Origin of the sequence: Erwinia pyrifoliae DSM 12163, from assembly GCF_000026985.1 — a bacterium.
GTDB classification, from domain to species: Bacteria; Pseudomonadota; Gammaproteobacteria; order Enterobacterales; family Enterobacteriaceae; genus Erwinia; species Erwinia pyrifoliae.
This window is the reverse complement of sequence record NC_017390.1, coordinates 2706864-2732381: the sequence shown is the minus strand read 5'-3', so window position 1 is coordinate 2732381 and position 25518 is coordinate 2706864. Positions and strand designations below refer to the sequence as shown.

26 protein-coding genes are annotated in these 25518 nt (G+C 55.2%); 20 read left to right on the top strand and 6 right to left on the bottom strand.

The window, feature by feature from the left end:
• Positions 1 to 76 precede the first annotated feature (76 nt).
• On the top strand, positions 77 to 466 hold the full coding sequence (locus EPYR_RS12365; RefSeq protein WP_012668737.1) for a hypothetical protein: 390 nt from the start codon (positions 77 to 79) through the stop codon (positions 464 to 466).
• Positions 467 to 581: 115 nt separating this feature from the next.
• Positions 582 to 1826, top strand: a complete 1245-nt coding sequence (gene mtr / locus EPYR_RS12360; RefSeq protein WP_012668736.1) for a tryptophan permease — start codon at positions 582 to 584, stop codon at positions 1824 to 1826.
• Between the two features lie 117 nt (positions 1827 to 1943).
• On the opposite strand, the gene fur is transcribed toward mtr, so the two are convergent.
• From fur to ybfF, 4 genes are all read right to left on the bottom strand, one after another.
• Entirely contained in the window at positions 1944 to 2387 is a 444-nt protein-coding gene (gene fur, locus EPYR_RS12355; RefSeq protein WP_012668735.1) for a ferric iron uptake transcriptional regulator, read from the bottom strand.
• Between the two features lie 394 nt (positions 2388 to 2781).
• A complete protein-coding gene (gene fldA, locus EPYR_RS12350) occupies positions 2782 to 3312 on the bottom strand; it encodes a flavodoxin FldA (protein WP_004156654.1) in 531 nt (176 codons plus the stop codon).
• A gap of 140 nt (positions 3313 to 3452) precedes the next feature.
• A complete protein-coding gene (ybfE, locus tag EPYR_RS12345; RefSeq protein ID WP_012668733.1) occupies positions 3453 to 3734 on the bottom strand; it encodes a LexA regulated protein in 282 nt (93 codons plus the stop codon).
• 147 nt (positions 3735 to 3881) lie between these two features.
• Positions 3882 to 4646, bottom strand: coding sequence for an esterase (ybfF, locus tag EPYR_RS12340; protein ID WP_012668732.1), 765 nt, complete (start codon positions 4644 to 4646; stop codon positions 3882 to 3884).
• Positions 4647 to 4910: 264 nt separating this feature from the next.
• Here ybfF and seqA point away from each other — a divergent pair, with 264 nt between their 5' ends.
• Together seqA and pgm are read left to right on the top strand one after the other, a co-directional pair.
• Positions 4911 to 5429: a replication initiation negative regulator SeqA gene (gene seqA, locus EPYR_RS20770; protein WP_012668731.1), complete on the top strand. Its 519-nt coding sequence runs from the start codon at positions 4911 to 4913 to the stop codon at positions 5427 to 5429.
• Positions 5430 to 5453: 24 nt separating this feature from the next.
• On the top strand, positions 5454 to 7094 hold the full coding sequence (gene pgm / locus EPYR_RS12330; protein WP_012668730.1) for a phosphoglucomutase (alpha-D-glucose-1,6-bisphosphate-dependent): 1641 nt from the start codon (positions 5454 to 5456) through the stop codon (positions 7092 to 7094).
• Between the two features lie 49 nt (positions 7095 to 7143).
• Here the strand turns inward: pgm and kdpE are convergent, their stop codons facing one another.
• A complete protein-coding gene (gene kdpE / locus EPYR_RS12325) occupies positions 7144 to 7824 on the bottom strand; it encodes a two-component system response regulator KdpE (protein WP_012668729.1) in 681 nt (226 codons plus the stop codon).
• A 238-nt stretch (positions 7825 to 8062) separates the two neighbouring features.
• Between kdpE and EPYR_RS12320 the strand changes: the two genes are divergently transcribed.
• From EPYR_RS12320 to nei, 11 genes are all read left to right on the top strand, one after another.
• Complete coding sequence (locus EPYR_RS12320) at positions 8063 to 8323, top strand: DUF2517 family protein (protein WP_404829656.1); 261 nt, start codon at positions 8063 to 8065, stop codon at positions 8321 to 8323.
• 137 nt (positions 8324 to 8460) lie between these two features.
• Positions 8461 to 9417 (top strand): YbgA family protein, encoded by a 957-nt coding sequence (locus tag EPYR_RS12315; protein ID WP_012668727.1) that lies wholly within the window; start codon positions 8461 to 8463, stop codon positions 9415 to 9417.
• Between the two features lie 14 nt (positions 9418 to 9431).
• Entirely contained in the window at positions 9432 to 10865 is a 1434-nt protein-coding gene (gene phrB / locus EPYR_RS12310; RefSeq protein ID WP_012668726.1) for a deoxyribodipyrimidine photo-lyase, read from the top strand.
• 2 nt (positions 10866 to 10867) lie between these two features.
• A complete protein-coding gene (locus tag EPYR_RS12305; RefSeq protein WP_012668725.1) occupies positions 10868 to 11608 on the top strand; it encodes a type 2 GTP cyclohydrolase I in 741 nt (246 codons plus the stop codon).
• A 120-nt stretch (positions 11609 to 11728) separates the two neighbouring features.
• Positions 11729 to 12385 carry a 5-oxoprolinase subunit PxpB gene (pxpB, locus tag EPYR_RS12300; protein WP_012668724.1) on the top strand — a complete coding sequence of 219 codons (657 nt, stop codon included), beginning with the start codon at positions 11729 to 11731 and terminating at the stop codon, positions 12383 to 12385.
• Positions 12379 to 13317, top strand: a complete 939-nt coding sequence (gene pxpC, locus EPYR_RS12295; RefSeq protein WP_012668723.1) for a 5-oxoprolinase subunit PxpC — start codon at positions 12379 to 12381, stop codon at positions 13315 to 13317. The genes pxpB and pxpC overlap by 7 nt, the downstream gene beginning before the upstream one ends.
• A complete protein-coding gene (gene pxpA, locus EPYR_RS12290; RefSeq protein WP_012668722.1) occupies positions 13301 to 14038 on the top strand; it encodes a 5-oxoprolinase subunit PxpA in 738 nt (245 codons plus the stop codon). The genes pxpC and pxpA overlap by 17 nt, the downstream gene beginning before the upstream one ends.
• A 56-nt stretch (positions 14039 to 14094) precedes the next feature.
• Positions 14095 to 14823, top strand: a complete 729-nt coding sequence (locus tag EPYR_RS12285) for a DUF969 domain-containing protein (protein ID WP_012668721.1) — start codon at positions 14095 to 14097, stop codon at positions 14821 to 14823.
• A 1-nt stretch (position 14824) separates the two neighbouring features.
• Positions 14825 to 15814, top strand: a complete 990-nt coding sequence (locus EPYR_RS12280) for a DUF979 domain-containing protein (RefSeq protein WP_012668720.1) — start codon at positions 14825 to 14827, stop codon at positions 15812 to 15814.
• Between the two features lie 7 nt (positions 15815 to 15821).
• Positions 15822 to 16463, top strand: coding sequence for a pyroglutamyl-peptidase I (pcp, locus tag EPYR_RS12275; RefSeq protein WP_012668719.1), 642 nt, complete (start codon positions 15822 to 15824; stop codon positions 16461 to 16463).
• A 17-nt stretch (positions 16464 to 16480) separates the two neighbouring features.
• A complete protein-coding gene (gene nei, locus EPYR_RS12270; protein ID WP_014539209.1) occupies positions 16481 to 17275 on the top strand; it encodes an endonuclease VIII in 795 nt (264 codons plus the stop codon).
• 54 nt (positions 17276 to 17329) lie between these two features.
• Here nei and EPYR_RS12265 read toward each other — a convergent pair whose 3' ends face one another.
• A complete protein-coding gene (locus EPYR_RS12265) occupies positions 17330 to 18610 on the bottom strand; it encodes a citrate synthase (RefSeq protein WP_012668717.1) in 1281 nt (426 codons plus the stop codon).
• A 628-nt stretch (positions 18611 to 19238) separates the two neighbouring features.
• On the opposite strand from EPYR_RS12265, the gene sdhC reads away from it, so the two are divergent.
• From sdhC to sucA, 5 genes are all read left to right on the top strand, one after another.
• Complete coding sequence (gene sdhC, locus EPYR_RS12260; protein ID WP_012668716.1) at positions 19239 to 19628, top strand: succinate dehydrogenase cytochrome b556 subunit; 390 nt, start codon at positions 19239 to 19241, stop codon at positions 19626 to 19628.
• The gene (sdhD, locus tag EPYR_RS12255) at positions 19622 to 19969 is read left to right on the top strand and encodes a succinate dehydrogenase membrane anchor subunit (RefSeq protein WP_012668715.1); all 348 of its coding nucleotides are present in this window, start codon (positions 19622 to 19624) and stop codon (positions 19967 to 19969) included. The genes sdhC and sdhD overlap by 7 nt, the downstream gene beginning before the upstream one ends.
• Positions 19969 to 21735 (top strand): succinate dehydrogenase flavoprotein subunit, encoded by a 1767-nt coding sequence (gene sdhA / locus EPYR_RS12250; RefSeq protein ID WP_012668714.1) that lies wholly within the window; start codon positions 19969 to 19971, stop codon positions 21733 to 21735. Before sdhD ends, sdhA begins: the two co-directional genes overlap by 1 nt.
• Before the next feature lie 17 nt (positions 21736 to 21752).
• Positions 21753 to 22469 carry a succinate dehydrogenase iron-sulfur subunit gene (locus EPYR_RS12245; RefSeq protein ID WP_012668713.1) on the top strand — a complete coding sequence of 239 codons (717 nt, stop codon included), beginning with the start codon at positions 21753 to 21755 and terminating at the stop codon, positions 22467 to 22469.
• A gap of 231 nt (positions 22470 to 22700) precedes the next feature.
• Positions 22701 to 25508, top strand: coding sequence for a 2-oxoglutarate dehydrogenase E1 component (gene sucA, locus EPYR_RS12240; RefSeq protein WP_012668712.1), 2808 nt, complete (start codon positions 22701 to 22703; stop codon positions 25506 to 25508).
• Positions 25509 to 25518: the final 10 nt, after the last annotated feature.

The window sequence follows — 25518 nt, the reverse complement described above, 5'->3', positions numbered from 1 at the left end:
TTTTTCGACCGTTGCTGACGGTTTGCGCGTTAATTGCTGCGGTTGTTTTTCACCGTTCCTGATGTAAGGACATAACATGTCCGAATTAACTGAACAAGCCAGTAACAGCGTTATCGTGCTGCATCAGATTATCGCCGACGTATTTAATGGCGACGGCAGCAAAATCCCGCAGCTGCTTGGCCATTTTGCGCCAGAATTCACTATGGTGACGCCCACCGGGAAAAGGCTGCCTCTGGATGAGGTTGCCGCGCTGTTTGCGCGTTTGGCCGGGGAACGAAAGGGAGTCGTTATCACCATTGAACGGTGCCAGCTTATTGCGCAGTTTGACCAGCAGGCGGTAATCCAGTATCACGAGCTGCAGCAACAGGGCGATAATTGCACCGCTCGTATTTCATTAGCGGTGATTGACTGCGCCCGCAATCCACCGCGCTGGCGCTATTTACAAGAAACGATGGTTGTTAATTAATTACTGTACTAGTTCGATAGTGTGATTGCAGGTAAACTATGCGGCGTTAATGCCGTTTAGCCAGTGGAATATCCCGGCGAGGGCGTTTTATTCTGTTTTTAGCTAAGGATCTGCTATGGCTGCACCTGCTTCTGCTGCTCTACCCTCCACGCTGTGGGGAACCTTAATTATCGGCGGCACCATTATTGGTGCCGGCATGTTCTCACTGCCGGTGGTGATGTCCGGTGCCTGGTTTCTCTGGTCATCAATGATGCTGATCGTCACCTGGTTTTGCATGCTGCTATCCGGGCTGCTCTATCTTGAAGCCAGCCTGCACTATCCCGCCGGAGCCAGTTTCAATACCGTCACTCGCGATTTGCTGGGGCGCGGCTGGAATGTGTTCAACGGCCTGTCGGTGATTTTTGTGTTGGGTATTCTGACCTACGCCTATATCTCGGCCAGCGGTGCAATTATTCAGCACAGTCTGAATCAACTGAATGTCGGGATATCGGCACGCGTGGCCGGGCTGCTATTCGCACTGCTGGTCGCGCTGTTTATCTGGCTGGGGACTGCGGTGGTGAGCCGTATGACGCTTATTTTTCTTGGTGCGAAGGTGGTCACTTTTCTGATGATCTTCGGCGGGCTGCTATGGCATATCCAGCCGGCCAATTTATTGGACAGCAACGCAGGTGACAGTCACTATCTGCGCTATTTGTGGATAGTAGTGCCATTTTGCCTCGCCTCTTTTGGTTACCACGGCAATATTGCCGGGCTGATTGGCTTTTATGGCAAAGATGGCGGTCGCATCAGCCGCTGTCTGGTTTACGGTACGCTGCTGGCGTTGGTTATCTATTTTGTCTGGATTATTGGCACGATGGGGAATATTCCGCGTGCTGAATTTAAGGCGATCGCCGCGCAGGGAGGGAATATTGATGTGCTGGTCTCGGCCCTGTCCGGGGTGTTACAGAGCCGTAACCTGAATCTGCTGCTGGATATTTTCTCTAATTTCGCCGTCGCCTGTTCATTTCTCGGTGTCAGCCTGGGCTTCTTTGATTATCTTGCCGACTTGTTCAGGCTGGATAATTCGGCGATCGGGCGGCTGAAAACCACCGTGCTGACGTTTATTCTGCCCTTAACGGCTGCGCTGATCTGGCCAAATGGTTTTCTGCTGGCAATCGGCTATGCCGGTCTGGCGGCAACCGTCTGGGCGGTGATCACTCCGGCGCTGCTGGCCTGGCAGGCGCGGCAGCGCTTCGCGACATCGGCATGGCGGGTAAGGGGAGGGATACTGCCTGTGGTGCTGGTGCTGATGTTCGGCGCCATGAATGCGCTGGTTTCAATACTCTCTTACGGTGGCTGGCTGCCGGTATATACTCAGTAGCAGGCAAAAAAAACGGTGGCGCAGAGGCCACCGTTCCATCGTCTTACCCGTCAGACTTAAAGCCATGAGCGTTGCCACGTTCCTGCAACGCGCAGTATTCAGGGTATCAGGTGCAAATTATTTGTCGTGGAGCGTCTCATTTTCACGGCAGTCGCCCAGAGCACAGTGGCCATAGAGATACAGGCTGTGGTTACTCAGTTTGATGCCGTGACGCGTGGCAATTTCACGCTGACGGGATTCAATGGATTCGTCGCTAAATTCAATCACTTTGCCACAGTCCAGGCAGATCAGATGATCATGATGGTGCTGCTGCGTCAATTCGAAAACGGACTTTCCGCCTTCAAAGTTGTGGCGGGTAACGATCCCCGCGTCGTCGAACTGGTTCAGTACGCGGTAAACCGTGGCCAGACCAATCTCTTCGCCCATATCGATCAGGCGCTTGTATAAATCTTCCGCACTGACGTGATGGCCTTCGGGTTCCTGAAGCACTTCCAGAATTTTCAGTCGGGGAAGCGTGACTTTCAGGCCGGCCTTCTTTAATGCGGTGTTGTTGTCAGTCATGCGGATTTTGTCCTGTTACTTTGCTCGTCACTTAGTGGCTGTAAGGCCCTGAACATCGGTCGACGCTGAAGCGCAATGAGAGTCAGTATAGAACTGATACGTCGAAATGAAAACTAAAGGGGGAACCGTAAACCACAGCTGGAGGTAAGAACAACACGCTTAACAGCCGTGGGATTTCGCGCCCGGGTGGTGCTATGTTAACATTTCGATCTGCCACATCCGTTCGCTCTTTGACCGACCGTGGTGGTCAAAGAGGCGAAGGGCGCTTAGAGAGCCGATAACCGATGGGGTTATTGTACCGTTTTGCAGGTAAAAGGTACAAACATCTATCTATTACTTGTATCGCTAAAACCATTGATTTGGTGCGGGATGGCTCTCACACCGGGTTGCGAATTCAGGCCTCAATGATTTCTTTCAGCTGAAGTTCATCGAAAATCTGTTTTACCCACTTATCAACGCGTTGGTTGGTGAGTTCTGGCTGCCTGTCTTCATCAATGGCAAGGCCGAGGAAGTGATTATCGTCCGCGAGACCTTTTGAGGCTTCGTACGTGTAACCTTCGGTGGACCAGTGACCGACGATCACCGCACCGTTAGGCTCGATGATATCGCGTATGGTTCCCAGAGCATCACAGAAGTATTCAGAATAATCTTCCTGGTCACCACAGCCGAACAGGGCAACCAGCTTACCGTTAAAGTCGATCTCAGCAAGGGTTGGGAAGAAGTCATCCCAATCGCACTGGGCTTCGCCGTAGTACCAGGTGGGAATGCCCAGCAGCAAAATATCAAAGGCTTCAAGATCTTCTTTGCTGCATTTGGCAATATCATGAACTTCTGCAACGTCTTTTCCAAGCTGCTTCTGGATCATCTTTGCAATGTTTTCTGTATTACCTGTGTCGCTGCCAAAGAAAATGCCGACAAGTGCCATGAGCTTAATAACCTCTTGAATCTTAATGATATGGAGACTGCTGTATAACGAGCAGATAGCGGTAATGATATCAGACTGCCGTGAGTGGATAAATGTGTAATATGGCGACATTTGTTGCTGAGTGCTAAGTCCACTATTGTTCAGCTTTGATGGCGTTGCAGCTGCTTAAGCAGCATTTCTTCGATCAGTTCGCTGCGACTCATATTACGTTCTTCAGCCAGCTGATTAAGCACCTCGACCGCGTCGCAGTTCATTTTCAGTTCGATACGCTTCAGCCCGCGCACTTTATCGCGTTTGAGCTGATTGCGTTTATTGATACGCAGTTGTTGATCTCGCGTCAGCGGATTCGTTTTGGGTCGTCCCGGGCGACGTTCATCTGCAAACAGATCGAGCGTTGTGCGGTCCGTGTTCTCTTTTGCCATAGAATCGTAATACTGAAAGGCTGGATTTCTGATGAACAGGCTCGTGCTGCCGCCTAAAAATCAGCAGCGGCAAAATGTTAGCGCGCCATCATAACCCAGCAAAAGTGGTGACGACAATCATTTCACCGCAGCAGGAAATAATTGTTTTTACAGCGCAAAAAAACGACGTATTGCGCGCAATACGGCATCAGGTTTTTCCGCGTGGACCCAGTGCCCGGCACCGGCGACCACATGTGCACGCGCCTGCGGGAACTGCGCCAGCAGCTCGTCACGATACTCATCGGCCAGATAAGGCGACAATTCGCCACGAATAAACAGCACCGGATGGAGCCAGGCAGGCTGTGGTTGCCAGCCGATAAGGCGATCGTAGCATTGCCAAAGCACCGGTACATTGAAGCGCCACTCACCTTGATGGAACGATTTAAGCAGAAACTGAATAACGCCATCGTCTGCGATGCTTTCGCGCATCAGCGCGGCGGCATCGCTGCGCCCAGTCAGCCCGGCGGCCGTCACTGCCTGCAGGGCGCTGAATATTTGGTCATGATGACGGGTGCGGTACGCCACGGGCGCAATGTCGATCGCCACGATGCCCGCCAGGCGCTCCGGAGCCAGCGCGGTCAGCGCCATGGCGATTTTACCGCCCATCGAATGGCCGACCACATCGAAACGTTCGACCTGCAGGCCGTCGAGCGTATCAAGGACATCCTGTGCCATCAGCGCATAATTCATCTCGCCCGACCAGTCGGAACCGCCATGATTGCGCACATCAATTTGAATCAGACGGCGATCGTCCTTCAACCCACGCGCCAGCACGCCCAGGTTATCCATGCTGCCAAACAGGCCGTGGATCAGCACCAGCGGCAGAGGGTTGGTCACAGATTGCTCAGATTGCACGCGGAAATTCAAATTCATAGCGAAGTTCTTACTGTGGAGACGGAGGCTTAAGGTATCATGAATTCCACAATTTCTGCTGTTAACCAGATGGCGGTCATGGACTTTTTTACGGCATATTCTGACTTTTGCCGTTAAACGGGCCTCGCGCTACACTCTGGCAGTATTTAACTTTATAGTCCTGATGTTGAAACAGGTTGGGCTGGAGGTCTCGTTAGCGCGATGACGCTCACGTTCGGCTCTGGCCATCCGGGTTCAGCTAAGCAATAACCGTATTGGATAAAGATGAAAACGATAGAAGTCGACGAAGAGCTATACCGTTATATTGCCAGCCACACTCAGCATATTGGTGAAAGCGCATCGGATATTTTGCGCCGGATGCTGAAGTTTACGGCGGGCCAGGATGCCTCGACTGCAACCGGAACGTCTGCCGCTTCAGCTACAGCGCATTCGCAAAATCCGGTGCGTGTCATGCGCGAGCTACTGTTGTCTGATGAGTATGCCGGGCAAAAAAGAGCCGTAAATCGCTTCATGCTGATTTTATCGACTTTGTACAGTCTGGATGCCAAAGCGTTTGGTGCAGCGACAGATTCACTGCATGGGCGTACCCGCGTCTATTTCGCGGGTAATCAGCAAAAGCTGCTGGAGAGTGGTACCCATACCAAGCCGCAGCACGTTCCCGGCACGCCGTACTGGGTGATCACTAACACCAATACCCATCGTAAACGCAGCATGGTGGAACACATCATGCTGTCAATGCAGTTCCCGGCGGAACTGACTGAGAAAGTTTGCGGTACCCTCTAACTTTAGCGTCAGGGAGAAGCGCCAATGGCCAATCACCCCCGTGCCGGGCAAGCCGCCCGGCAGAGCGATTTGATTAATGTTGCACAGTTAACCTCGCAGTATTATGTCTTGCAGCCTCAAGTGGGCAACGCAGAGCATGCGGTAAAATTTGGTACTTCCGGGCATCGCGGTAGCGCGGGTCGTCATAGCTTCAATGAAACGCATATTCTGGCGATTGCGCAGGCGATTGCAGAAGAGCGCAAAAAGAACGGTGTAACCGGCCCTTGTTACGTGGGCAAGGATACCCATGCGCTGTCAGAACCGGCGATTATCTCGGTGCTGGAAGTGCTTGCGGCTAACGGTGTGGATGCGATCGTGCAGCAGGATAACGGCTACACGCCAACGCCGGCGATCTCAAATGCTATCCTTGAACACAATAAAAACGGTGGCCCGCTGGCCGACGGCATTGTTATCACGCCGTCCCACAACCCGCCGGAAGATGGCGGGATCAAATATAATCCGCCCAACGGTGGCCCGGCCGATACCAACGTCACTAAAGTGGTGGAAGACCGCGCCAACGCGCTGATCAAAGACGGCCTGAAAGAGGTGAAGCGCGTGACGCTGGCTCAGGCGTGGGCCAGTGGCCATCTGCAGGAAAAAGATCTCATCCAGCCCTACATCGAAGGTTTAGCGCAAATCATTGATATCGCGGCAATTCAGAAAGCCGGGTTGAAGATTGGCGTCGATCCGCTGGGCGGTGCCGGCATCGCTTACTGGCAGCGTATTGCTGATTTTTACCAGCTTGACCTGACCCTCGTTAATGATGCCGTTGACCAGACTTTCCGCTTTATGCATCTGGATCACGATGGCGTGATCCGCATGGACTGCTCATCGGAATCCGCCATGGCTGGCCTGCTGGCGCTGCGCGATGAGTTCGATTTGGCGTTTGCCAACGATCCGGATTATGACCGCCACGGTATCGTCACGCCAGCTGGCCTGATGAATCCAAACCACTATCTTGCGGTAGCGATTCAGTATCTGTTCCAGCATCGCCCGCAGTGGGGCAAAGAGGTTGCCGTTGGTAAAACGCTGGTCTCCAGCGCGATGATTGACCGCGTGGTGGACGATCTGGGGCGTAAGCTGGTGGAAGTGCCGGTGGGTTTCAAATGGTTTGTCGATGGTCTGTTTGACGGCAGTTTAGGCTTTGGTGGCGAAGAGAGTGCCGGTGCTTCATTCCTGCGCTTCGACGGCACGCCGTGGTCTACTGATAAAGACGGGATCATCCTGTGCCTGCTGGCAGCGGAGATCACCGCCGTGACCGGCAAGAACCCGCAGCAGCATTATGATGAGCTGGCCGCGCGCTTTGGCGCACCCAGCTACAACCGCCTGCAGGCGCCGGCTACCTCGGCACAGAAAGCCGCCTTGTCAAAACTGTCACCGGATATGGTCAGCGCCGACACGCTGGCGGGTGATGCGATCACCGCCCGCCTGACGGCGGCTCCGGGGAACGGTGCGGCTATCGGCGGTCTGAAAGTGATGACCAAAAACGGCTGGTTTGCTGCGCGTCCGTCCGGCACGGAAGATGCCTACAAAATTTACTGCGAGAGTTTCCTCGGCGCTGAGCACCGCGAGAAAATAGAGAAAGAAGCGGTGGAGATTGTCAGTGCGGTTCTGAATAACGCCTGATTTGACGGGCGGTGAAAAAAGGCGTTCACCCACAGTGAACGCCCTTTTTTTATGGCATAAAACGATATCCGACGCCGGTTTCAGTGAGAAGATGCTGCGGCTGAGCCGGGTCATGTTCCAGCTTTTGCCGCAGGTGGCCCATATAAATACGCAGGTAATGGTGATGTTCAACCGCATTGGGTCCCCAAACCTGCATCAGGAGCTGACGTTGCGTCATCACCTTGCCGGGATGATTCAGCAGGCTCACCAGCAGACGAAACTCAATTGGGGTCAGGTGCAGATCCTGTCCGTTGCGGGTGACGCGGCGTGCGGCGATATCCACGCTAACGCTGCCGAAATTGACCTGAGCCTGAACGCTTTCGCTATTCTGCGGACGATGGCGCAGGGCAACGCGAACTCGTGCCAGTAACTCACCCACACCGAACGGCTTAGTCAGAAAGTCATCTGCACCGGCATCAAGCGCCGTGATCTTGTCACGCTCGTCGCTGCGCGCCGAGAGGACAATCACCGGCATAGTGCTCCACTGGCGAATTTCACGAATAAACTGGCAGCCATCGCCGTCAGGCAGTCCAAGATCGAGGATCACCAGCTGCGGTTTGCGCGTTGCCGCTTCAATCAGGCCACGCTTCAGAGTTTCTGCATCGACAACGCGGAAATCTTCGCCCTCCAGCGCAACGCGCAGAAAACGGCGGATCTCTTTTTCATCTTCAACAATCAAAATGGTGGTCACAATACCTCGGCAGTCGGTCAACTTTCATAGTGGCATTACGCTTACCTGGGCTAATTTAGCAAAAAAGGCCGGATGGCGTCTGTGATTATTACCAGCAGGCAGATTGTTAAAAAAAAAGGATCGGGTGGGGTTCGTTAAACGGTTATTCGTTAACGAAAAAGTCACGTTATTTCGGATTTGGCGCGATAAGCGGTTTTTTTAGCAAAAGTGGTCCGATCATCAGATAGACAACCCTTTAATGATGAGTATTTTGTTGAGTTTATACATAGCCACTGCTGTTATCAGTTCGCGAGGATGCATGGGGCTTTATCATCATTATTCATTTGGGTGCATTTTCCTAAGCCTGGTGCATATTGTCGGTATTACCGCTTTCCCACTCATGCTGTTGGGTTCTGACCGTGCTGGTTTTTACAGCTTTCTGCGCTCTGTCTGGGTCAAAACCAGCGATCGGCTCGTGTGGTTGGCGCAGGTCAGAGACGCCGGCTGCAGCCAGGACTAAATCAAATCCTGTCATCAGGCTGACTTCATCCCCGGTGAAAGCGGATCATCCTGCCCGGTGGCGGGATTTTTTTTGCCCGCGACCCAGGGTTTTACGCTACACTTAAATGTGTACAGGTTTTTAGAGGTTGTATAACTATGGATAAGAAAATTCCGGTGGGGATCAGTGCCTGTCTGTTGGGCGAGCGCGTGCGCTTCGATGGTGGGCATAAACGCTGCGAATTTGCCGCGCAGCAGCTGGCACCTTTTTTGCGCTATGAACCGATATGCCCGGAGATGGCGATTGGACTGCCAACCCCACGCCCGGCACTGCGGCTGACCGAAGCAGCCCAGGGCGATATTTCGCTCAGTTTCAGCAACGGCAGCGACTTACCCGTCACGGAAAAAATGCAGGCGTTTTCCGAGAAAAAAATCAGCCAGTTGCACCATCTTTGCGGCTATATCGTCTGCGCTAAATCCCCCAGCTGCGGGATGGAAAGGGTGCGCATCTATCAACCGGACAACAATAATAACCGTAAGGCCGGAACCGGGGTATTTACCCGCGAACTGATGGCGCAGATGCCCTGGCTGCCGGTCGAGGAGGATGGCCGCCTCCACGATCCGCTGCTGCGCGAGAACTTTGTCGCACGCGTCTATGCCCTGCACGAATTTAATCAGCTATGGCGCAGTGGGCTGACGCGCGCCAGGCTGATGGCGTTTCACACCCGATATAAACTGTTACTGCTGGCTCATTCCCAGCCTGCCTACCGACAGATAGGCCCTTTTGTCGCCGGGATTGGCCAATGGGCGTCGCTGGAAGCGTTTGCCCGTGAGTACCGGCTGAGGCTGATGGATCTGATGCAGCACCCGTCAACGCGCAGTAACCATACCAATGTGCTGATGCACGTTCAGGGTTATTTCCGCCGCGAACTGACTTCCGCGCAGCGTCAGGAACTGGCAGGAGTGATTGATGACTACCGCCAGGAGCTGTTACCGCTGCTGGCACCGATAACCCTGCTGAAACACTATATGACGCAATTCCCGCACCCGTGGCTGGCCGGGCAGCGCTATTTCGCGCCGTACCCGGAAGTGCTGCGTTTACGTTACGGACACTGATCTCAGGGAGCTTTATGACAACTCATCTGGTCTGGCTGCGCAACGATTTGCGCATTAATGATAACCATGCCCTGTATGCTGCCTGCCGTTCTGAACAGGCGAACGTCATCGCGCTGTTTATTGCCACTCCGGGGCAGTGGCGCACACACCTTATGGCACCGAAGCAGGCAGAATTTATCTGGCAAAGTTTACAGGATGTGCAGCAATCGCTGGCGGCAAGGGGGATAGTGCTGCACGTTGCGCAGTGCGATGACTTTAGCGCCAGCGTCACGCTGTTGCAGGAATTTTGCCGCGAGCATCGCGTCAATCGCCTGTTTTATAACTATCAGTATGAAGTTAACGAGCGGCAGCGTGATGCCGCAGTAGAGCGCACGCTCCAGCATGACAATGTGGTCGTACAAGGCTTTGACGACAGCCTGCTATTGCCGCCCGGCAGCGTACTGACCGGTAATCGTGAGATGTACAAAGTCTTCACGCCGTTCAGTAAAGCCTTCGTTAAACGTTTGCAGCAGGGGCTGCCGGAGTGCCTGCCAGCCCCCGCCGTGCGGCCGGGTGGGGCTGTCGAAGCACGGGCGGGTTCGCTGGTTGCTTTTGATTATCCGCGTGAAGATATCGATGCCGGCCTGTTCCCGAGCGGCGAAAAAGCGGCGATTGCTCGTTTGCGTGAGTTCTGTCAGCAGGCCGTGGCTGATTACCCGGACAAGCGCAATTTACCGGCCTGTGACGGAACCAGCCGCCTGTCGGTTTACCTCGCTACAGGGGTATTATCACCGCGCCAGTGCCTGCATCGCCTGCTGAAACAGCATCCGGGCGCGCTGGAAGACAGCAGGGTCTTTGTCTGGCTTAACGAACTTATCTGGCGCGAATTCTATCGCCATTTGTTGGTGGCATTTCCCGCACTGTGTCGCCATCAGCCTTTTATGCGCTGGACGAAGAGCGTCAAATGGCGCGTTGACTCACAACAGCTCACCGCCTGGCAACAGGGTATAACCGGCTATCCGATTGTCGATGCGGCGATGCGTCAGCTCAACAGCCTGGGCTGGATGCATAACCGTCTGCGCATGATTACCGCCAGTTTTCTGGTGAAAGACCTGTTGATCGACTGGCGTGAAGGCGAGCGCTATTTTATGTCGCAGCTGATCGATGGTGACCTGGCGGCGAATAACGGCGGCTGGCAGTGGGCGGCGTCCACCGGAACCGATGCCGCCCCTTACTTCCGCATTTTCAATCCCACCACTCAGGGAGAGCGGTTCGACAAAGACGGCGAGTTTATCCGCCATTGGTTACCTGAGTTGCGCCACGTTCCGCCGGAATATATCCATCAGCCGCACCAGTGGGCGCGAAAAAACCGGCAAACGCTCGATTATCCGCAGCCGTTAGTGGATCATAAGCTGGCACGCCAGCAAACGCTGGATGCCTTCGAGGCGGCAAAAACACAACGGGACTGATTATGCGCAATACTGAACTCGAGCAGCGGGTTAACCAGCTGCTTAACAGTGCGGACTTTAGCGACTACGCGCCTAACGGGCTGCAGGTTGAAGGGCGCAGCGAGATAAAAAAAGTGATTACCGGCGTTACCGCCTGTCAGGCACTGCTGGATGAAGCCGTGCGTCTGCAGGCCGATGCGGTGCTGGTTCATCACGGCTATTTCTGGAAAAACGAAGCGCCCGCGATTAAGGGCATGAAGCGTCAGCGTTTGAAAACCCTGCTGGCGAACGATATTAACCTGTTCGGTTGGCATCTGCCGCTGGATGCGCACCCGCAGTTAGGCAATAACGCCATGCTGGCAAAGCTGTTTGGCATTGAGGTAAAGGGCGGGGTACTGCCGCTGGTTCCCTGGGGGGAATTGACGCCGCTGAGCGCCGCCGAACTGACCCGGCGTATTAGCCAGACGCTGGGGCGTGAGCCGCTACACTGTGGCGATAATGCACCGGCGGTGATTAAACGCGTGGCATGGTGCAGCGGCGGTGGCCAGGGCTTTATTGACGCGGCGGCCGCTTTCGGCGTGGATGCGTTTATCACCGGCGAAGTCTCTGAACAGACGATACACAGCGCGCGTGAACAGGGGCTTCACTTCTTCGCTGCCGGGCATCACGCCACCGAGCGAGGCGGCATTAAAGCGCTGGGTGATTGGCTGGCCACGCACCACGGGTTGGACGTCACTTTTATTGATATCGCTAACCCTGCCTGATCCTGCCTTCACCCATATCATCCGCCACCCGTCGGGCCACGGCCTGTCGGGTGGTTGACAGCCCCACAACAATTACGCATAACTACCTGATTAACTTATTCCTGATTGAGGAGACCTCTTTTGCAACGAGCACGCTGTTACCTGCTGGGTGAACGCGCGGTAGTCCTCGAGTTAGAACCTCCGCTATCGCTGGTCAGTCAGCAGCGCATCTGGGGGTTGATGCATTGCCTGAAGGATTGCCGCCAAACCCTCGAAATTGTCCCCGGAATGAACAACATTACCGTTCTGTTACGCGATCCTCAACGGGATGTGCACCAGGCAATTGAGTGGTTACAGCAGCGCTGGGAAGAGAGTGAAGCGCTGGATCTGGCGTCACGCCAGGTTGACATTCCTGTGGTCTATGGCGGTCGGTCAGGCCCGGATCTGGACGCGGTGGCGCATCATAGCGGCATGAGTGCTGCTCAGGTCGTGGCCTGTCACGCATCGGCAGAATACGTGGTGTACTTTATTGGTTTCCAGCCGGGTTTCCCGTATCTCGGCGGACTGGATGAACGGCTGCATACGCCGCGCCGCGCTGAACCGCGCGTGCTGGTGCCTGCAGGTTCAGTAGGTATTGGCGGCAGTCAGACCGGGATTTACCCCGTGGCGGCACCCGGCGGCTGGCAGTTGATTGGTCAGACACCGATCGCGCTGTTCACCCCGCAACAACATCCTCCGGTGCTGCTGCGCCCCGGCGATCGCGTGCGTTTTGTGCCGCAGAAGGAGGGCATATGCTGAACATTATCCGCGCCGGGATCGGCAGCAGTGTCCAGGACGCGGGCCGCCCGGGCTGGCGTCAATATGGCGTCAGCCTGTGTGGCGTACTCGATCATCCGGCCATGCAAACCGCCAATATGCTGGTGGGCAACGCCGCAGACAGTGCGGTACTGGAAATCACGCTGGGCGGCTTTTGCGCCGAGTTTGAGCGTGATGGCTGGATCGCGCTGGCAGGGGCTGGCTGCCACGCCGAACTGGATGGCCAGGCGGTGTGGACCGGCTGGCGCTGTGCGGTGAAAAAGGGGCAGCGGCTAACGCTGGGTTCGCCCCGGCGCGGCATGCGCAGTTATCTGGCGGTCGACGGCGGCTACAGGATCGAGGAAGTGATGGGGTCTGCCAGCACCGATTTGAAAGCCGGGTTTGGTGGATTCGCCGGTCGCCAGTTACAGGATGGTGACCGCATACCGCTCGGCAGGCCCAATCGCCAGTTTCATCAGACTGCTGGCGTGCGCCAGCTGCTGTGGGGCAACCGGGTGCGCGCCATGCCAGGCCCTGAATACCATGAATTCGGCGCAGAGAGCCGGGAAGCATTCTGGCGTACGGCCTGGCGGCTTAATCCACAAAGCAATCGTATGGGATACCGTTTGCAGGGACGTCAACTGCGGCGTGATACCTCGCGCGATTTGCTGTCGCATGGCCTGATACCCGGCGTGGTGCAGGTGCCGCCGGGCGGTCAGCCCATTGTCCTGATGGCGGATGCGCAGACGACCGGTGGATATCCGCGTATTGCCTGCGTGATTGAAGCCGATCTCTGGCATCTGGCGCAGCTGCGTCTCGGCGAATCGGTGCACTTTGTCTGTTGCACGCTGGAGCAGGCATTGCAGGCGCAACGTGAACAGCAGCGCGTTCTGGAACAAATGGCCAGGGGGTTAGCCGATGAAAGTCGATCTTAATGCCGATCTGGGTGAAGGATGTGCGCACGACCGCACGCTGTTGCAGCTGGTTTCGTCCGCCAATATCGCCTGTGGTTTTCACGCCGGTGATGCCCAAACCATGTTGCAATCGGTGCGTTGGGCGCTGGAGTTTAACGTGGCGATAGGCGCGCATCCCGGTTTTGCCGACCGCGAAAACTTTGGCCGCACCCCCCTGCAGCTGCCGCCGGAAACTCTCTACGCGCAGGTGGTTTATCAGGTTGGTGCGCTGAAAGCGCTGGCAGAAGGTGAGGGGGGAAAACTGGCACACGTTAAGCCGCACGGCGCGCTGTATAACCAGGCGGCAAAAGACCCGGTGCTGGCTGAGGCTATCGCTCGTGCGGTAACGGCGATTGACCCGGCGCTGATACTGGTCGGGCTGGCCAACAGTGAGTTAATTTGCGCCGGAAAACGCCACGGGTTAACCACACGCCAGGAAGTGTTTGCCGACCGTGCTTACCAGAACGACGGCTCGCTGGTTGCACGCGGTCAACCTGGTGCGCTGGTCGAAAACGATGAACAGGCCATCAGACAGACGCTGTTGATGATCCAAAAAGGCCAGGTGCAGAGCCTGAGCGGGGACTGGGTAAAGGTGCAGGCGGACAGTATCTGCCTGCATGGCGATAGCGCACACGCAGTCGATTTTGCCCGTCAACTGCGCAAGGTGTTCAGCCTGCAAGGTATCGACGTCAGCAGCAGCTGAACCTGCCTGTTTTCACGCCCGACAGGCGTTGGTTTTTTTTCGACGAAGGAGTCACAATGGACGCTGCCGTTAATCTCTGGCCGCTGATGGGCATTGCCATCATCGTGGTCGGTTTCCTGTTACGTTTTAATCCGGTGATGGTGGTGGTGGTAGCCGGTATCGTCACCGGACTGGCCGCACGCATGCCGGTGGGTGATATTCTGGAGAAGCTCGGCTCCGGCTTCCTTAACACGCGCAATCTGCCGTTTATCCTGCTGCTGCCGCTGGCGATCGTTGGCCTGCTGGAGCGTCATGGTCTTAAAGAGCGGGCGCAGGCGTGGATTGCGCGCATCCGCAGCGCCACCGCCGGGCGATTATTGATCGTCTATCTGCTGGCGCGCGAACTTACGGCGGCGATGGGGTTAACCAGCCTGGGCGGGCATCCGCAAATGGTTCGCCCGCTGTTGGCCCCAATGGCAGAAGGCGCGGCTGGCAATCGCTACGGTGATCTGCCCGATGCGGTGCGCTACCGGCTACGGGCAATGGCCGCAGCGACGGACAATGTCGGCCTGTTCTTCGGTGAAGATATCTTTGTGGCGTTCGGCGCCATCATCTTTATGCATAACTTTATGCAGGAGTCCGCCGGCATTCAAACCGAGCCGTTACAGATTGCCCTGTGGGGCATTCCAACCGCCGTCTGTGCTTTTCTGATCCATGCGGTGCGTCTGCATCGCATGGACAAAAGCCTCGCTACCGAGCTGCATGATCTGAATGTCATCGCCCTGAAACAAAAGAGGAAGCGATAGTATGTTTCAGCAAGCTTATCTTTTCTGGCTGGCCGGCACCGTCCTGCTGGCGGTGGCGCTGCTGTCATGGCGTGACAAAAGCAATCCTCGCCGCGTGACCACCGGATTGTTCTGGGCGCTGTACGGCCTGGTGTTTTTTATTGGCGACTGGGTAACGGCCTTGATGGATGCGCGCACGCTGCATATCAGCGTCGGCATTGGCGTGGTGGTGATGGCGCTGATTGCCGGCTGCGGGGGCGTCAGGCCCGGCAGCTATGCTCAACGTTCTGAGCAGCAGCGGCAACAGAGCGCGGTTCGCCTCGGCAACCGGCTGTTCTTACCGGCGCTGATGATCCCTGTCGTCACCGTGGCTGGCGTGCTGGCGTTTAATCATATTCCCGGCCTGCAACTGACGGTTTTCGGTGAGGGGAGCCATGCGACGCTGGTCACCCTGTTCTCTATGACGCTGGGCTGCCTGCTGGCCTGGCTGGTGGCGCTGAAAATGACCAGAGAAACCCCCACGCAGTCACTTCAGGAGTCCCGCCGCCTGCTGGACTCGATTGGCTGGGCATTTATTCTGCCGCAAATTCTGGCCACGCTGGGGCTGCTGTTTACCAACGCGGGCGTGGGTAGCGCTATTGCCCACTTAACCGGGAGCTACCTTGCGGTAGATAACCGTTTTATCGCCGTGGTGCTGTATGCCGTCGGCATGGCGCTGTTAACCATGATTATGGGCAATGCCTTTGCCGCTTTCCCGATTGTCACCGCCGGCATCGGCATTCCCATTCTGGTGCTGCAGCATCATGGTAACCCGGCGGTGATGGCGGCGATCGGCATGTTCTGCGGCTATTGCGGCTCGCTGATGACGCCGATGGCGGCGAATTTCAACATTGTGCCGGCCAGGCTGCTGGAGCTGCCGGACAGGAATGCGGTGATCAAGGCTCAGATCCCCACCGGTGTGCTACTGTTAACTGCCAATATCTTCCTGTTGTATTTCATGATGTTTTTATGAGGGAACCATGAAAAAGGTACTGATTACCGCCTTCGAGCCGTTCGACGGCGAAAGGCTCAATCCCTCGTGGGAAGCCGTCAGCCAGCTGCATAACCGGCTGATTGGCAATGCTGAGATCGTAGCTAAACAGTTGCCCTGCGTGTTTGGCACCTCGCTGGAGGTGCTGTATGCCACGATTGAAGCGGAAAAGCCGGACCTGGTGATTGCGGTCGGGCAGGCCGGTGGCCGCGCCGATATCAGCATTGAGCGCGTGGCGATTAATATAGACGATGCGCGCATCCCGGATAATGCAGGAGCGCAGCCGGTCGACGAGCCGGTGGTTGCCGGAGGCCCGGCAGCGCTGTTTGCCACCTTGCCCATTAAAGCGCTGGTGGCGGGGATCCGTGAAGCCGGCATCCCCGCATCGGTTTCGCAAACCGCAGGCACCTTCGTCTGTAATCACGTTATGTATGGATTGCTGCACTTGTTGCGGCGGCGCAAAACGCGTGGCGGATTTATCCATATCCCTTATCTGCCTGAACAGGCGGTTAATCATCCCGGCGCGCCCAGCATGTCGCTGGCAACGATCGTTCTGGCGCTGGAGATGGCAGTCAGCATTGCGCTGGCTGTTGAACAGGATATTCGTCTTGAGGGCGGGGCAACGCATTGAGGTAGGAGGAGCGGCAGATGCCGGAAGGTCCTGAAATCCGCCGGGCGGCAGATCGGCTGGAAGCAGCAATAAAAGACAAAGTGCTGACCGATGTCTGGTTTTCTTTCCCGACGTTGCAGTCTTATCAGCAGATGCTGGTCGGCGAGCGAATTATCTCCATTGAAACCCGTGGCAAAGCGCTGCTTACTCATTTTTCAAACGGCCTGACGCTGTACAGCCATAATCAGCTGTACGGCGTCTGGCGAATCATAAACAGTGGGGTCGAGCCGGCACAGAGCAAGCGCGTACTACGGGTGCGGCTGGCTGCTGCTGACAAGACGTTGCTGCTGTACAGCGCCTCGGATATCCAGCTCCTTGATGCACAAGGGCTGGATACCCATCCGTTTCTGCAACGGGCAGGCCCGGACGTGCTGGATAGGGCTTTGACAGCAGAGCAGGTGCGTGAGCGGTTGTTGTCGAAACGTTTTCGCCGCCGTCAGTTCAGCGGGCTGTTGCTGGATCAGGCATTTCTCGCCGGGTTGGGGAACTATCTGCGCATAGAGATACTTTGGCAGGCACAGCTTGCCGCACAGCACAAGGCCGAAACGTTAAGCGATAAGCAGCTGGATGCGCTGGCTGAAGCCCTGCTGTCAGTCCCACGTCTTTCATATCATACCCGTGGCCAGGCGGATGAAAACCACCATCACGGCGCGCTGTTCAGCTTTAAAGTTTTTCACCGGGCGGGGAAAGCGTGCCAGCGTTGCGGTGAGACCATTGTCAAAACCATGCTCTCTTCCCGGCCTTTTTACTGGTGTCCGGGCTGCCAGAAATAACAAAGCCGGGCTGAGTCAATCAGCCCGGCCAGGGTAACCGCTGCCGACAGCTTACTATTTGATGTTGGAGGTAAAGTCGCGCTTATCGTAGCCGGTGTAAAGCTGACGCGGACGGGCAATTTTCACGCCATCGTCATGCATTTCCTTCCAGTGAGCAATCCAGCCAACGGTACGTGCCATGGCGAAAATAACCGTAAACATAGATGAAGGAATTCCCATTGCTTTCAGTATAATGCCTGAATAGAAGTCGACGTTGGGATAGAGTTTGCGCTCAATGAAGTAGGGGTCGTTGAGTGCAATGTGTTCCAGCTCCATCGCCACTTCCAGCAGATCGTCCTTCATTCCCAGCTCATTCAGCACTTCATGACAGGTTTCACGCATCACCGTGGCGCGCGGATCGTAGTTCTTGTACACGCGGTGACCAAAGCCCATCAGACGGAACGAATCGTTTTTATCTTTAGCGCGACGCAGGAATTCAGGGATGTGCTCGACGGTACTGATCTCTTCTAACATGCGCAGGCAGGCTTCGTTTGCTCCACCGTGAGCAGGCCCCCACAGCGAGGCAATCCCCGCCGCGATACAGGCAAACGGGTTAGCACCGGAGGAGCCGGCAGTACGCACGGTAGACGTAGAGGCATTCTGTTCGTGGTCGGCGTGCAGGATCAGAATACGATCCATGGCGCGTTCAAGAACCGGGTTCACCACGTAATCTTCGCAAGGCGTGGAGAACATCATATTGAGGAAGTTACCGGCATATGAAAGGTCGTTGCGCGGATAAACAAACGGCTGACCAATAGAATATTTGTAGCACATCGCCGCCATAGTTGGCATTTTCGACAGCAGTCGGAAAGCGGCAATTTCACGATGTCGCTCAATATTGACGTCCATCGCATCGTGGTAAAATGCGGCCAGCGCCCCGGTAACGCCGCACATCACCGCCATCGGGTGGGAGTCGCGACGGAAGCCACGGAACAGATGGTGAATTTGCTCATGCAGCATGGTGTGACGCGTTACCGTGACGGTAAACTCTTCGAACTGTGCTGCGCTGGGCGCTTCACCATTAAGCAGAATGTAACACACTTCCAGATAGTTAGAGTGCAACGCCAGCTGATCAATAGGGAAACCGCGATGCAGAAGAATGCCTTCATCGCCGTCGATGTAGGTAATTTTAGATTCGCAGGACGCGGTAGAGGTAAAGCCGGGATCGAAGGTGAAGTAGCCTTTGGAGCCGAGACCACGGACATCAATTTCTTCCTGGCCTAACGTGCCTTTAAGCACATCAAGCTCGATAGCAGCTTCACCATCGAGGGTTAGCGTTGCTTTTTTATCAGCCATTTATAATCTCCTTAGCGCCTAATATAGGGATCTTTATCACCGGGAAAGCCACATCTCCCCAGCCTCTTGCCTGACGCGAAAGGTAATCAACTCTGTGGCATCTTATTGTGTGCAGGGTACAGAGTGACGGGCGCATGCCGGGCGGGTTGGCACCATCCTGATGAGTATCATGATCATGACACGATCCGGTCTGAACATGGCTTACATAGTAGCCAATACCAGATAGTTTTGGATAATCTTAATCAATGTTACATAAGTTGTGCGTATGGGAAAGGGTATCCCCTTAACTATTGTGCATCTCAGAATGTTATCCGTAGATTTGTAGCAAAATTGTTTAACTTTTGTCAAATCAGATAATTAAATATGAGGATTTTATCGAAAATGTGATTATTGTCACTGTTCGGCCGAAATTTCGCCGAAGAGTTTGTAGGGGAATTGTAATGAGATTGTGATCCACTTATACTGCGGCCAGGTCTCCGGAAATACCCTGCAACAGGAGCCACCCAGCGTTTCATACGCGCCGTTTGACACTGGACGTTGAAGTTTTAGTGCCTGCCGCGAATGCTTGCCTCAATAACGCTGTCTGACCCCCCTTCAGGACCGGAGGAAGCAAAATAAGAAAGGCTGTGTGGGCAAAACCGTGAAAAAACAAAGACCTGTCAACTTGGATCTCTCCACGATCCGGTTTCCCTTAACCGCAATTGCGTCCATCCTCCATCGCGTTTCCGGCGTCATCACTTTTGTGTCGATTGGAATACTGCTGTGGCTGCTGGGTTTGTCGCTCTCTTCTCCCGAAGGTTTCCTCCAGGCTTCTGCCGTGATGGACAGCTTTATTGTCAAATTCATTATGTGGGGCATTTTAACTGCGCTGGCGTACCATATTGCCGGTGGCATTCGCCATATGATGATGGATTTTGGCCTGCTGGGTGAAACCTTAGAAACAGGCAAACTTTCCGCGCAAATTGCATTCGGTATCACCGTCGCGCTCTCAATTCTGGCTGGAGTCCTCGTATGGTAAGCAACGCTTCTGCACTGGGGCGCAACGGCATTCATGACTGGCTGCTGCTGCGTGCCGCCGCTATGATAATGACCCTTTACGTGTTGTATATCCTCGCTTTTATCGTCATGTCAGGCTCCCTGACCTATGATATCTGGCGTGGTTTTTTTGCCTCATCCTTTACTAAAGTCTTCACCCTTCTGACGCTGTTCTCCATCCTGGTGCACGGCTGGATTGGGATGTGGCAGGTACTGACCGACTATATCAAACCACTGGCGCTACGCATGATGCTGCAGCTGGTCGTCGTGGTAGCACTGTTGGTGTATGCCATTTATGGAACTGTTGTAGTGTGGGGTGCATAATGAAGTTGCCAGTCAGAGAATTTGATGCCGTGGTGATCGGCGCAGGCGGTGCAGGTATGCGCGCCGCATTACAGATTTCCCAATCGGGCCAGACTTGCGCCCTGTTATCGAAAGTTTTTCCAACCCGCTCCCATACGGTATCTGCTCAGGGGGGGATTACTGTAGCGCTGGGTAATACCCACGAAGATAACTGGGAATGGCATATGTATGACACCGTTAAAGGCTCCGATTATATCGGCGACCAGGACGCGATTGAATATATGTGCAAAACCGGCCCGGAAGCGATTCTGGAACTTGAGCACATGGGATTGCCGTTCTCACGTCTGGATGACGGACGCATCTATCAGCGTCCGTTTGGTGGGCAGTCGAAAAACTTCGGCGGAGAGCAGGCCGCACGTACCGCTGCTGCCGCTGACCGTACCGGTCATGCCTTGCTGCATACGCTGTACCAGCAAAACCTGAAAAACAAAACCACCATTTTCTCTGAATGGTATGCGCTGGATCTGGTGAAAAACGTCGACGGAGCGATCGTTGGCTGCACCGCGCTGAACATTGAAGATGGTGAAGTGGTCTATTTCAAAGCGCGTGCAACGGTACTGGCTACCGGCGGTGCAGGGCGCATCTATCAGTCGACCACTAACGCGCATATCAATACTGGCGATGGGGTGGGCATGGCGCTGCGTGCTGGCGTGCCGGTGCAGGATATGGAAATGTGGCAGTTCCACCCCACCGGCATTGCCGGCGCGGGCGTGCTGGTGACGGAAGGTTGTCGTGGTGAAGGCGGTTATCTGCTGAATAAACACGGCGAACGCTTTATGGAACGTTATGCGCCGAATGCGAAAGACCTTGCCGGTCGTGACGTGGTGGCGCGTTCGATTATGATCGAAATTCGCGAAGGCCGTGGCTGTGACGGTCCGTGGGGACCACATGCCAAGTTGAAGCTGGATCATCTCGGCAAAGAGGTGCTTGAATCGCGTCTGCCGGGGATTCTGGAACTTTCTCGTACATTTGCCCACGTTGACCCGGTTAAAGAACCTATTCCGGTCATCCCAACCTGTCACTATATGATGGGCGGCATCCCGACCAAAGTAAGCGGTCAGGCGCTGACGGTGAACGAGCAGGGGGAAGATGTGGTGATCCCAGGCCTGTTTGCCGTGGGCGAAATTGCCTGTGTATCGGTGCATGGTGCTAACCGCTTGGGCGGTAATTCACTGCTCGACCTGGTGGTCTTCGGCCGTGCGGCCGGGTTGCATCTGCAGGAGTCGATCCAGCAACAGGGCGCACTGCTTGATGCGACGGAAGAAGAAATCGAGGCTTCGCTGACGCGTCTGAACCGCTGGAACAACAACATCAACGGCGAAGACCCGGCAGAGCTGCGTAAAGCCCTGCAGGCCTGCATGCAGCATAACTTCTCGGTCTTTCGCGAAGGCGATGCGATGGCAAAAGGTCTGGCTGAACTGAAGGTGCTGCGTGAGCGTCTGAAAAATGCCCGTCTGGATGACCGTTCCAGCGACTTTAATACCCAGCGCGTTGAGTGCCTGGAGCTGGACAACCTGATGGAAACGGCCTACGCCACGGCCGTATCGGCCAACTTCCGCACCGAAAGCCGGGGCGCGCACAGCCGCTTCGACTATCCTGAACGTGACGATGCAAACTGGTTATGTCACAGCCTGTATCTGCCGCAGAGTGAAAGCATGACGCGCCGTGAGGTGAACATGCAGCCGAAACTGCGTGCGGCCTTCCCGCCGAAAGCGCGTACCTACTAGTTTGCGGAGATAACACCATGAGACTCGAATTTTCCATTTATCGTTACAACCCGGATGTCGATGATGCTCCGCGTATGCAGGATTACCAGCTGGAGTCGGAAGACGGTCGTGACATGATGCTGCTGGACGCGCTGATGCGTCTGAAAGAGAAAGACCCGACGTTAGCCTTCCGCCGCTCCTGCCGTGAAGGGGTTTGCGGTTCCGATGGCCTCAATATGAACGGTAAAAATGGGCTGGCCTGTATTACGCCAGTCTCTGCGCTCGGCAACGGCAAACAAAAAATTGTTATCCGTCCGTTACCCGGATTGCCGGTGATCCGCGATTTGGTGGTGGACATGGGTCAATTCTATGCGCAATATGAGAAGATTAAGCCTTACTTGTTGAATAATGGGCAGAAACCGCCAGCAAGAGAACATCTTCAGCAGCCGGAGCAGCGCGAAAAGCTGGATGGTCTGTACGAATGTATTCTTTGCGCCTGCTGTTCCACCTCATGCCCGTCATTCTGGTGGAACCCGGACAAGTTTATCGGTCCGGCTGGCCTGCTGGCAGCTTACCGTTTCCTGATTGACAGCCGTGACACCGAAACCGATGCGCGTCTGGATAATCTGAACGATGCTTTCAGCGTCTTCCGCTGCCACAGTATCATGAACTGTGTAAGCGTATGTCCGAAAGGGCTGAACCCGACTCGCGCCATCGGCCATATTAAGTCGATGTTGCTACAGCGGGGCGCATAACGCCAACATTCCGGGAACCAAAGGTTCCCGGAATTTTTATCAGGCTATCTTTGTAAGAGGTGTTCGCCAGACGGATGTTAGCGGAAACTTTTTACAAAGGTTCCCTTACGGGCCGGTCGCTCGTATCGAAGAACCGTACCACGGTAAGCCGTTAACGCGGCGCGGGACTTGCAAAGGTTCCATTAAACAACCACGGCGAACAAAAAGCACAACTATGCTTAAGGGATCACAATGCAGAACAGCGCGATGAAACCCTGGCTGGACTCCTCCTGGCTGGCCGGCGCGAATCAGTCCTACATAGAGCAGCTCTATGAGGACTTTTTAACCGATCCTGACTCTGTCGATGTGGCCTGGAAGTCTCTTTTCCAGCAGCTTCCTGGTACTGGGGTTAGACCTGAACAAATTCACTCCACCACCCGCGAATACTTCCGCCGCCTGGCGAAAGACGCTTCGCGTTATACCGCTTCCGTCAGCGATCCTGAAACCAATGCCAGGCAGGTTAAGGTACTGCAAATGATCAACGCGTTTCGATTTCGCGGTCATCAGCAGGCTAACCTTGACCCGCTCGGGCTGTGGAAACAGGAATCAGTAGCGGATCTTGATCCGGGCTATCATGGCCTGAGCGATGCGGATTTCGAGGAAAGTTTCAACGTGGGTTCCTTTGCCAGCGGCAAAGAAACGATGAAACTGGCCGACCTGTACGCGGCGCTAAAGCAAACCTACTGCGGCTCTATTGGTGCGGAATATATGCATATCACCAACACCGATGAAAAGCGCTGGATACAACAGCGTCTTGAATCGGTGCTGGGGCAGGTTTCCTACTCTGTGGAAGAGAAAAAAGGTTTCCTCAAGCAGTTAACCGCCGCAGAAGGCCTGGAACGTTACCTCGGCGCGAAATTCCCCGGAGCTAAACGCTTCTCGCTGGAAGGCGGGGATGCGCTGGTGCCGATGCTGAACGAGATGATCCGTCATGCCGGCAAAAGCGGCACGCGTGAAGTGGTGCTGGGAATGGCGCACCGTGGCCGTCTGAACGTGTTGATCAACGTGCTGGGCAAAAAGCCGCAGGACCTGTTCGACGAATTCTCCGGCAAGCATAAAGAACATCTCGGTACCGGTGACGTTAAGTACCATATGGGCTTCTCTTCCGATGTTGAAACCGAAGGCGGTATGGTTCACCTGGCGCTGGCGTTTAACCCTTCGCATCTTGAAATTGTCAGTCCGGTGGTCATGGGGTCGGTGCGCGCCCGCCTCGATCGTCTCGATCAGCCTGGTAGCAACAAAGTGCTGCCGATTACCATTCACGGTGATGCTGCGGTGATTGGGCAGGGAGTGGTGCAGGAAACCCTAAACATGTCCGAGGCACGCGGGTATGAAGTGGGCGGTACGGTGCGTATCGTGATCAACAACCAGATTGGTTTCACCACCTCAAACCCGAAAGATGCCCGCTCGACGCAGTACTGTACCGACATCGGCAAAATGGTGATGGCACCTATTTTCCACGTCAATGCAGACGATCCCGAAGCCGTTGCCTTTGTCACTCGTCTGGCGTTGGATTTCCGTAACACCTTTAAACGCGATGTGTTTATCGATCTGGTTTGCTATCGTCGTCACGGTCATAATGAAGCGGATGAGCCTAGCGCCACGCAGCCGGTGATGTACCAGAAGATCAAAAAGCACCCCACGCCGCGTAAAATCTATGCTGACAAGCTGGAAGCCGCGCAGGTTGCCAGCCTGGAAGATGCCACGGAAATGGTCAACCTGTACCGTGATGCTTTAGATGCTGGCGAGTGCGTGGTGCCGGAATGGCGGCCGATGAGCCTGCACTCCTTCACCTGGTCACCTTATCTGAACCACGACTGGGATGAGAGCTATCCGGAGCGCATCGAACTGAAGCGCCTGCAGGAACTTGCTAAGCGTATCAGTACCGTGCCCGAAGCGGTTGAAATGCAGTCGCGTGTGACCAAAATCTACAACGATCGTGCTGAAATGGCCGCTGGCAACAAGCCCTTCGACTGGGGCGCGGCGGAAAACCTCGCCTATGCCACGCTGGTGGATGAAGGCATTCCGTGCCGTCTCTCCGGTGAGGATATGGGGCGCGGCACCTTTTTCCATCGTCATGCGGTGATCCACAACCAGTCTAATGGTTCGACTTACACCCCGCTGCAGCATGTTCATAACGGTCAGGGCGCCTTTAAAGTATGGGACTCCGTACTGTCTGAAGAAGCGGTACTGGCGTTTGAATATGGCTATGCGACTGCTGAACCCCGTACGCTGACCATCTGGGAAGCCCAATTCGGTGATTTCGCCAACGGCGCTCAGGTGGTCATCGACCAGTTCATCAGCTCCGGCGAGCAGAAGTGGGGCCGCATGTGTGGCCTGGTGATGCTGCTGCCTCACGGCTACGAAGGGCAGGGGCCGGAGCACTCATCCGCACGTCTTGAGCGCTATCTGCAGCTCTGCGCCGAGCAGAATATGCAGGTGTGCGTTCCTTCAACCCCGGCACAGGTTTACCATATGCTGCGCCGCCAGGCGCTGCGCGGCATGCGTCGCCCATTGGTGGTGATGTCACCAAAGTCACTGCTGCGTCATCCGCTGGCGGTCTCTTCTTTGGAAGAGTTGGCTAACGGCGCTTTCCAGCCGGCGATTGGCGAAATCGATGCGCTTGATGCGAAGTCGGTGAAACGCGTGGTGCTCTGCTCCGGTAAGGTTTACTACGACCTGCTGGATAAACGCCGCAAGAATGAGCAAACCGATGTCGCAATTGTGCGCATCGAACAGCTCTATCCGTTCCCGCATAAAGCGGTTCAGGATGTGTTGAAGCAGTACTCCCACGTACATGACTTTGTCTGGTGTCAGGAAGAGCCACTCAACCAAGGGGCATGGTACTGCAGTCAGCATCATTTCCGTGAAATCGTCCCGTTTGGGGCTTCATTACGTTATGCCGGTCGCCCTGCATCTGCATCGCCGGCAGTGGGTTATATGTCCGTTCACCAGCAGCAGCAGCAAGACCTGGTTAATGACGCGCTGAACGTTGAATAATTAAGGAAAG

Excerpts from the sequence above, each read along its gene's own strand:
- EPYR_RS12365 (WP_012668737.1), top strand. The coding sequence starts at position 77 with ATGTCCGAATTAACTGAACAAGCCAGTAACAGCGTTATCGTGCTGCAT.
- mtr (WP_012668736.1), top strand. The coding sequence starts at position 582 with ATGGCTGCACCTGCTTCTGCTGCTCTACCCTCCACGCTGTGGGGAACC.
- fur (WP_012668735.1), bottom strand. The coding sequence starts at position 2,387 with ATGACTGACAACAACACCGCATTAAAGAAGGCCGGCCTGAAAGTCACG.
- fldA (WP_004156654.1), bottom strand. The coding sequence starts at position 3,312 with ATGGCACTTGTCGGCATTTTCTTTGGCAGCGACACAGGTAATACAGAA.
- ybfE (WP_012668733.1), bottom strand. The coding sequence starts at position 3,734 with ATGGCAAAAGAGAACACGGACCGCACAACGCTCGATCTGTTTGCAGAT.
- ybfF (WP_012668732.1), bottom strand. The coding sequence starts at position 4,646 with ATGAATTTGAATTTCCGCGTGCAATCTGAGCAATCTGTGACCAACCCT.
- seqA (WP_012668731.1), top strand. The coding sequence starts at position 4,911 with ATGAAAACGATAGAAGTCGACGAAGAGCTATACCGTTATATTGCCAGC.
- pgm (WP_012668730.1), top strand. The coding sequence starts at position 5,454 with ATGGCCAATCACCCCCGTGCCGGGCAAGCCGCCCGGCAGAGCGATTTG.
- EPYR_RS12320 (WP_404829656.1), top strand. The coding sequence starts at position 8,063 with ATGATGAGTATTTTGTTGAGTTTATACATAGCCACTGCTGTTATCAGT.
- EPYR_RS12315 (WP_012668727.1), top strand. The coding sequence starts at position 8,461 with ATGGATAAGAAAATTCCGGTGGGGATCAGTGCCTGTCTGTTGGGCGAG.
- phrB (WP_012668726.1), top strand. The coding sequence starts at position 9,432 with ATGACAACTCATCTGGTCTGGCTGCGCAACGATTTGCGCATTAATGAT.
- EPYR_RS12305 (WP_012668725.1), top strand. The coding sequence starts at position 10,868 with ATGCGCAATACTGAACTCGAGCAGCGGGTTAACCAGCTGCTTAACAGT.
- pxpC (WP_012668723.1), top strand. The coding sequence starts at position 12,379 with ATGCTGAACATTATCCGCGCCGGGATCGGCAGCAGTGTCCAGGACGCG.
- pxpA (WP_012668722.1), top strand. The coding sequence starts at position 13,301 with ATGAAAGTCGATCTTAATGCCGATCTGGGTGAAGGATGTGCGCACGAC.
- EPYR_RS12285 (WP_012668721.1), top strand. The coding sequence starts at position 14,095 with ATGGACGCTGCCGTTAATCTCTGGCCGCTGATGGGCATTGCCATCATC.
- EPYR_RS12280 (WP_012668720.1), top strand. The coding sequence starts at position 14,825 with ATGTTTCAGCAAGCTTATCTTTTCTGGCTGGCCGGCACCGTCCTGCTG.
- pcp (WP_012668719.1), top strand. The coding sequence starts at position 15,822 with ATGAAAAAGGTACTGATTACCGCCTTCGAGCCGTTCGACGGCGAAAGG.
- nei (WP_014539209.1), top strand. The coding sequence starts at position 16,481 with ATGCCGGAAGGTCCTGAAATCCGCCGGGCGGCAGATCGGCTGGAAGCA.
- EPYR_RS12265 (WP_012668717.1), bottom strand. The coding sequence starts at position 18,610 with ATGGCTGATAAAAAAGCAACGCTAACCCTCGATGGTGAAGCTGCTATC.
- sdhD (WP_012668715.1), top strand. The coding sequence starts at position 19,622 with ATGGTAAGCAACGCTTCTGCACTGGGGCGCAACGGCATTCATGACTGG.
- sdhA (WP_012668714.1), top strand. The coding sequence starts at position 19,969 with ATGAAGTTGCCAGTCAGAGAATTTGATGCCGTGGTGATCGGCGCAGGC.
- EPYR_RS12245 (WP_012668713.1), top strand. The coding sequence starts at position 21,753 with ATGAGACTCGAATTTTCCATTTATCGTTACAACCCGGATGTCGATGAT.
- sucA (WP_012668712.1), top strand. The coding sequence starts at position 22,701 with ATGCAGAACAGCGCGATGAAACCCTGGCTGGACTCCTCCTGGCTGGCC.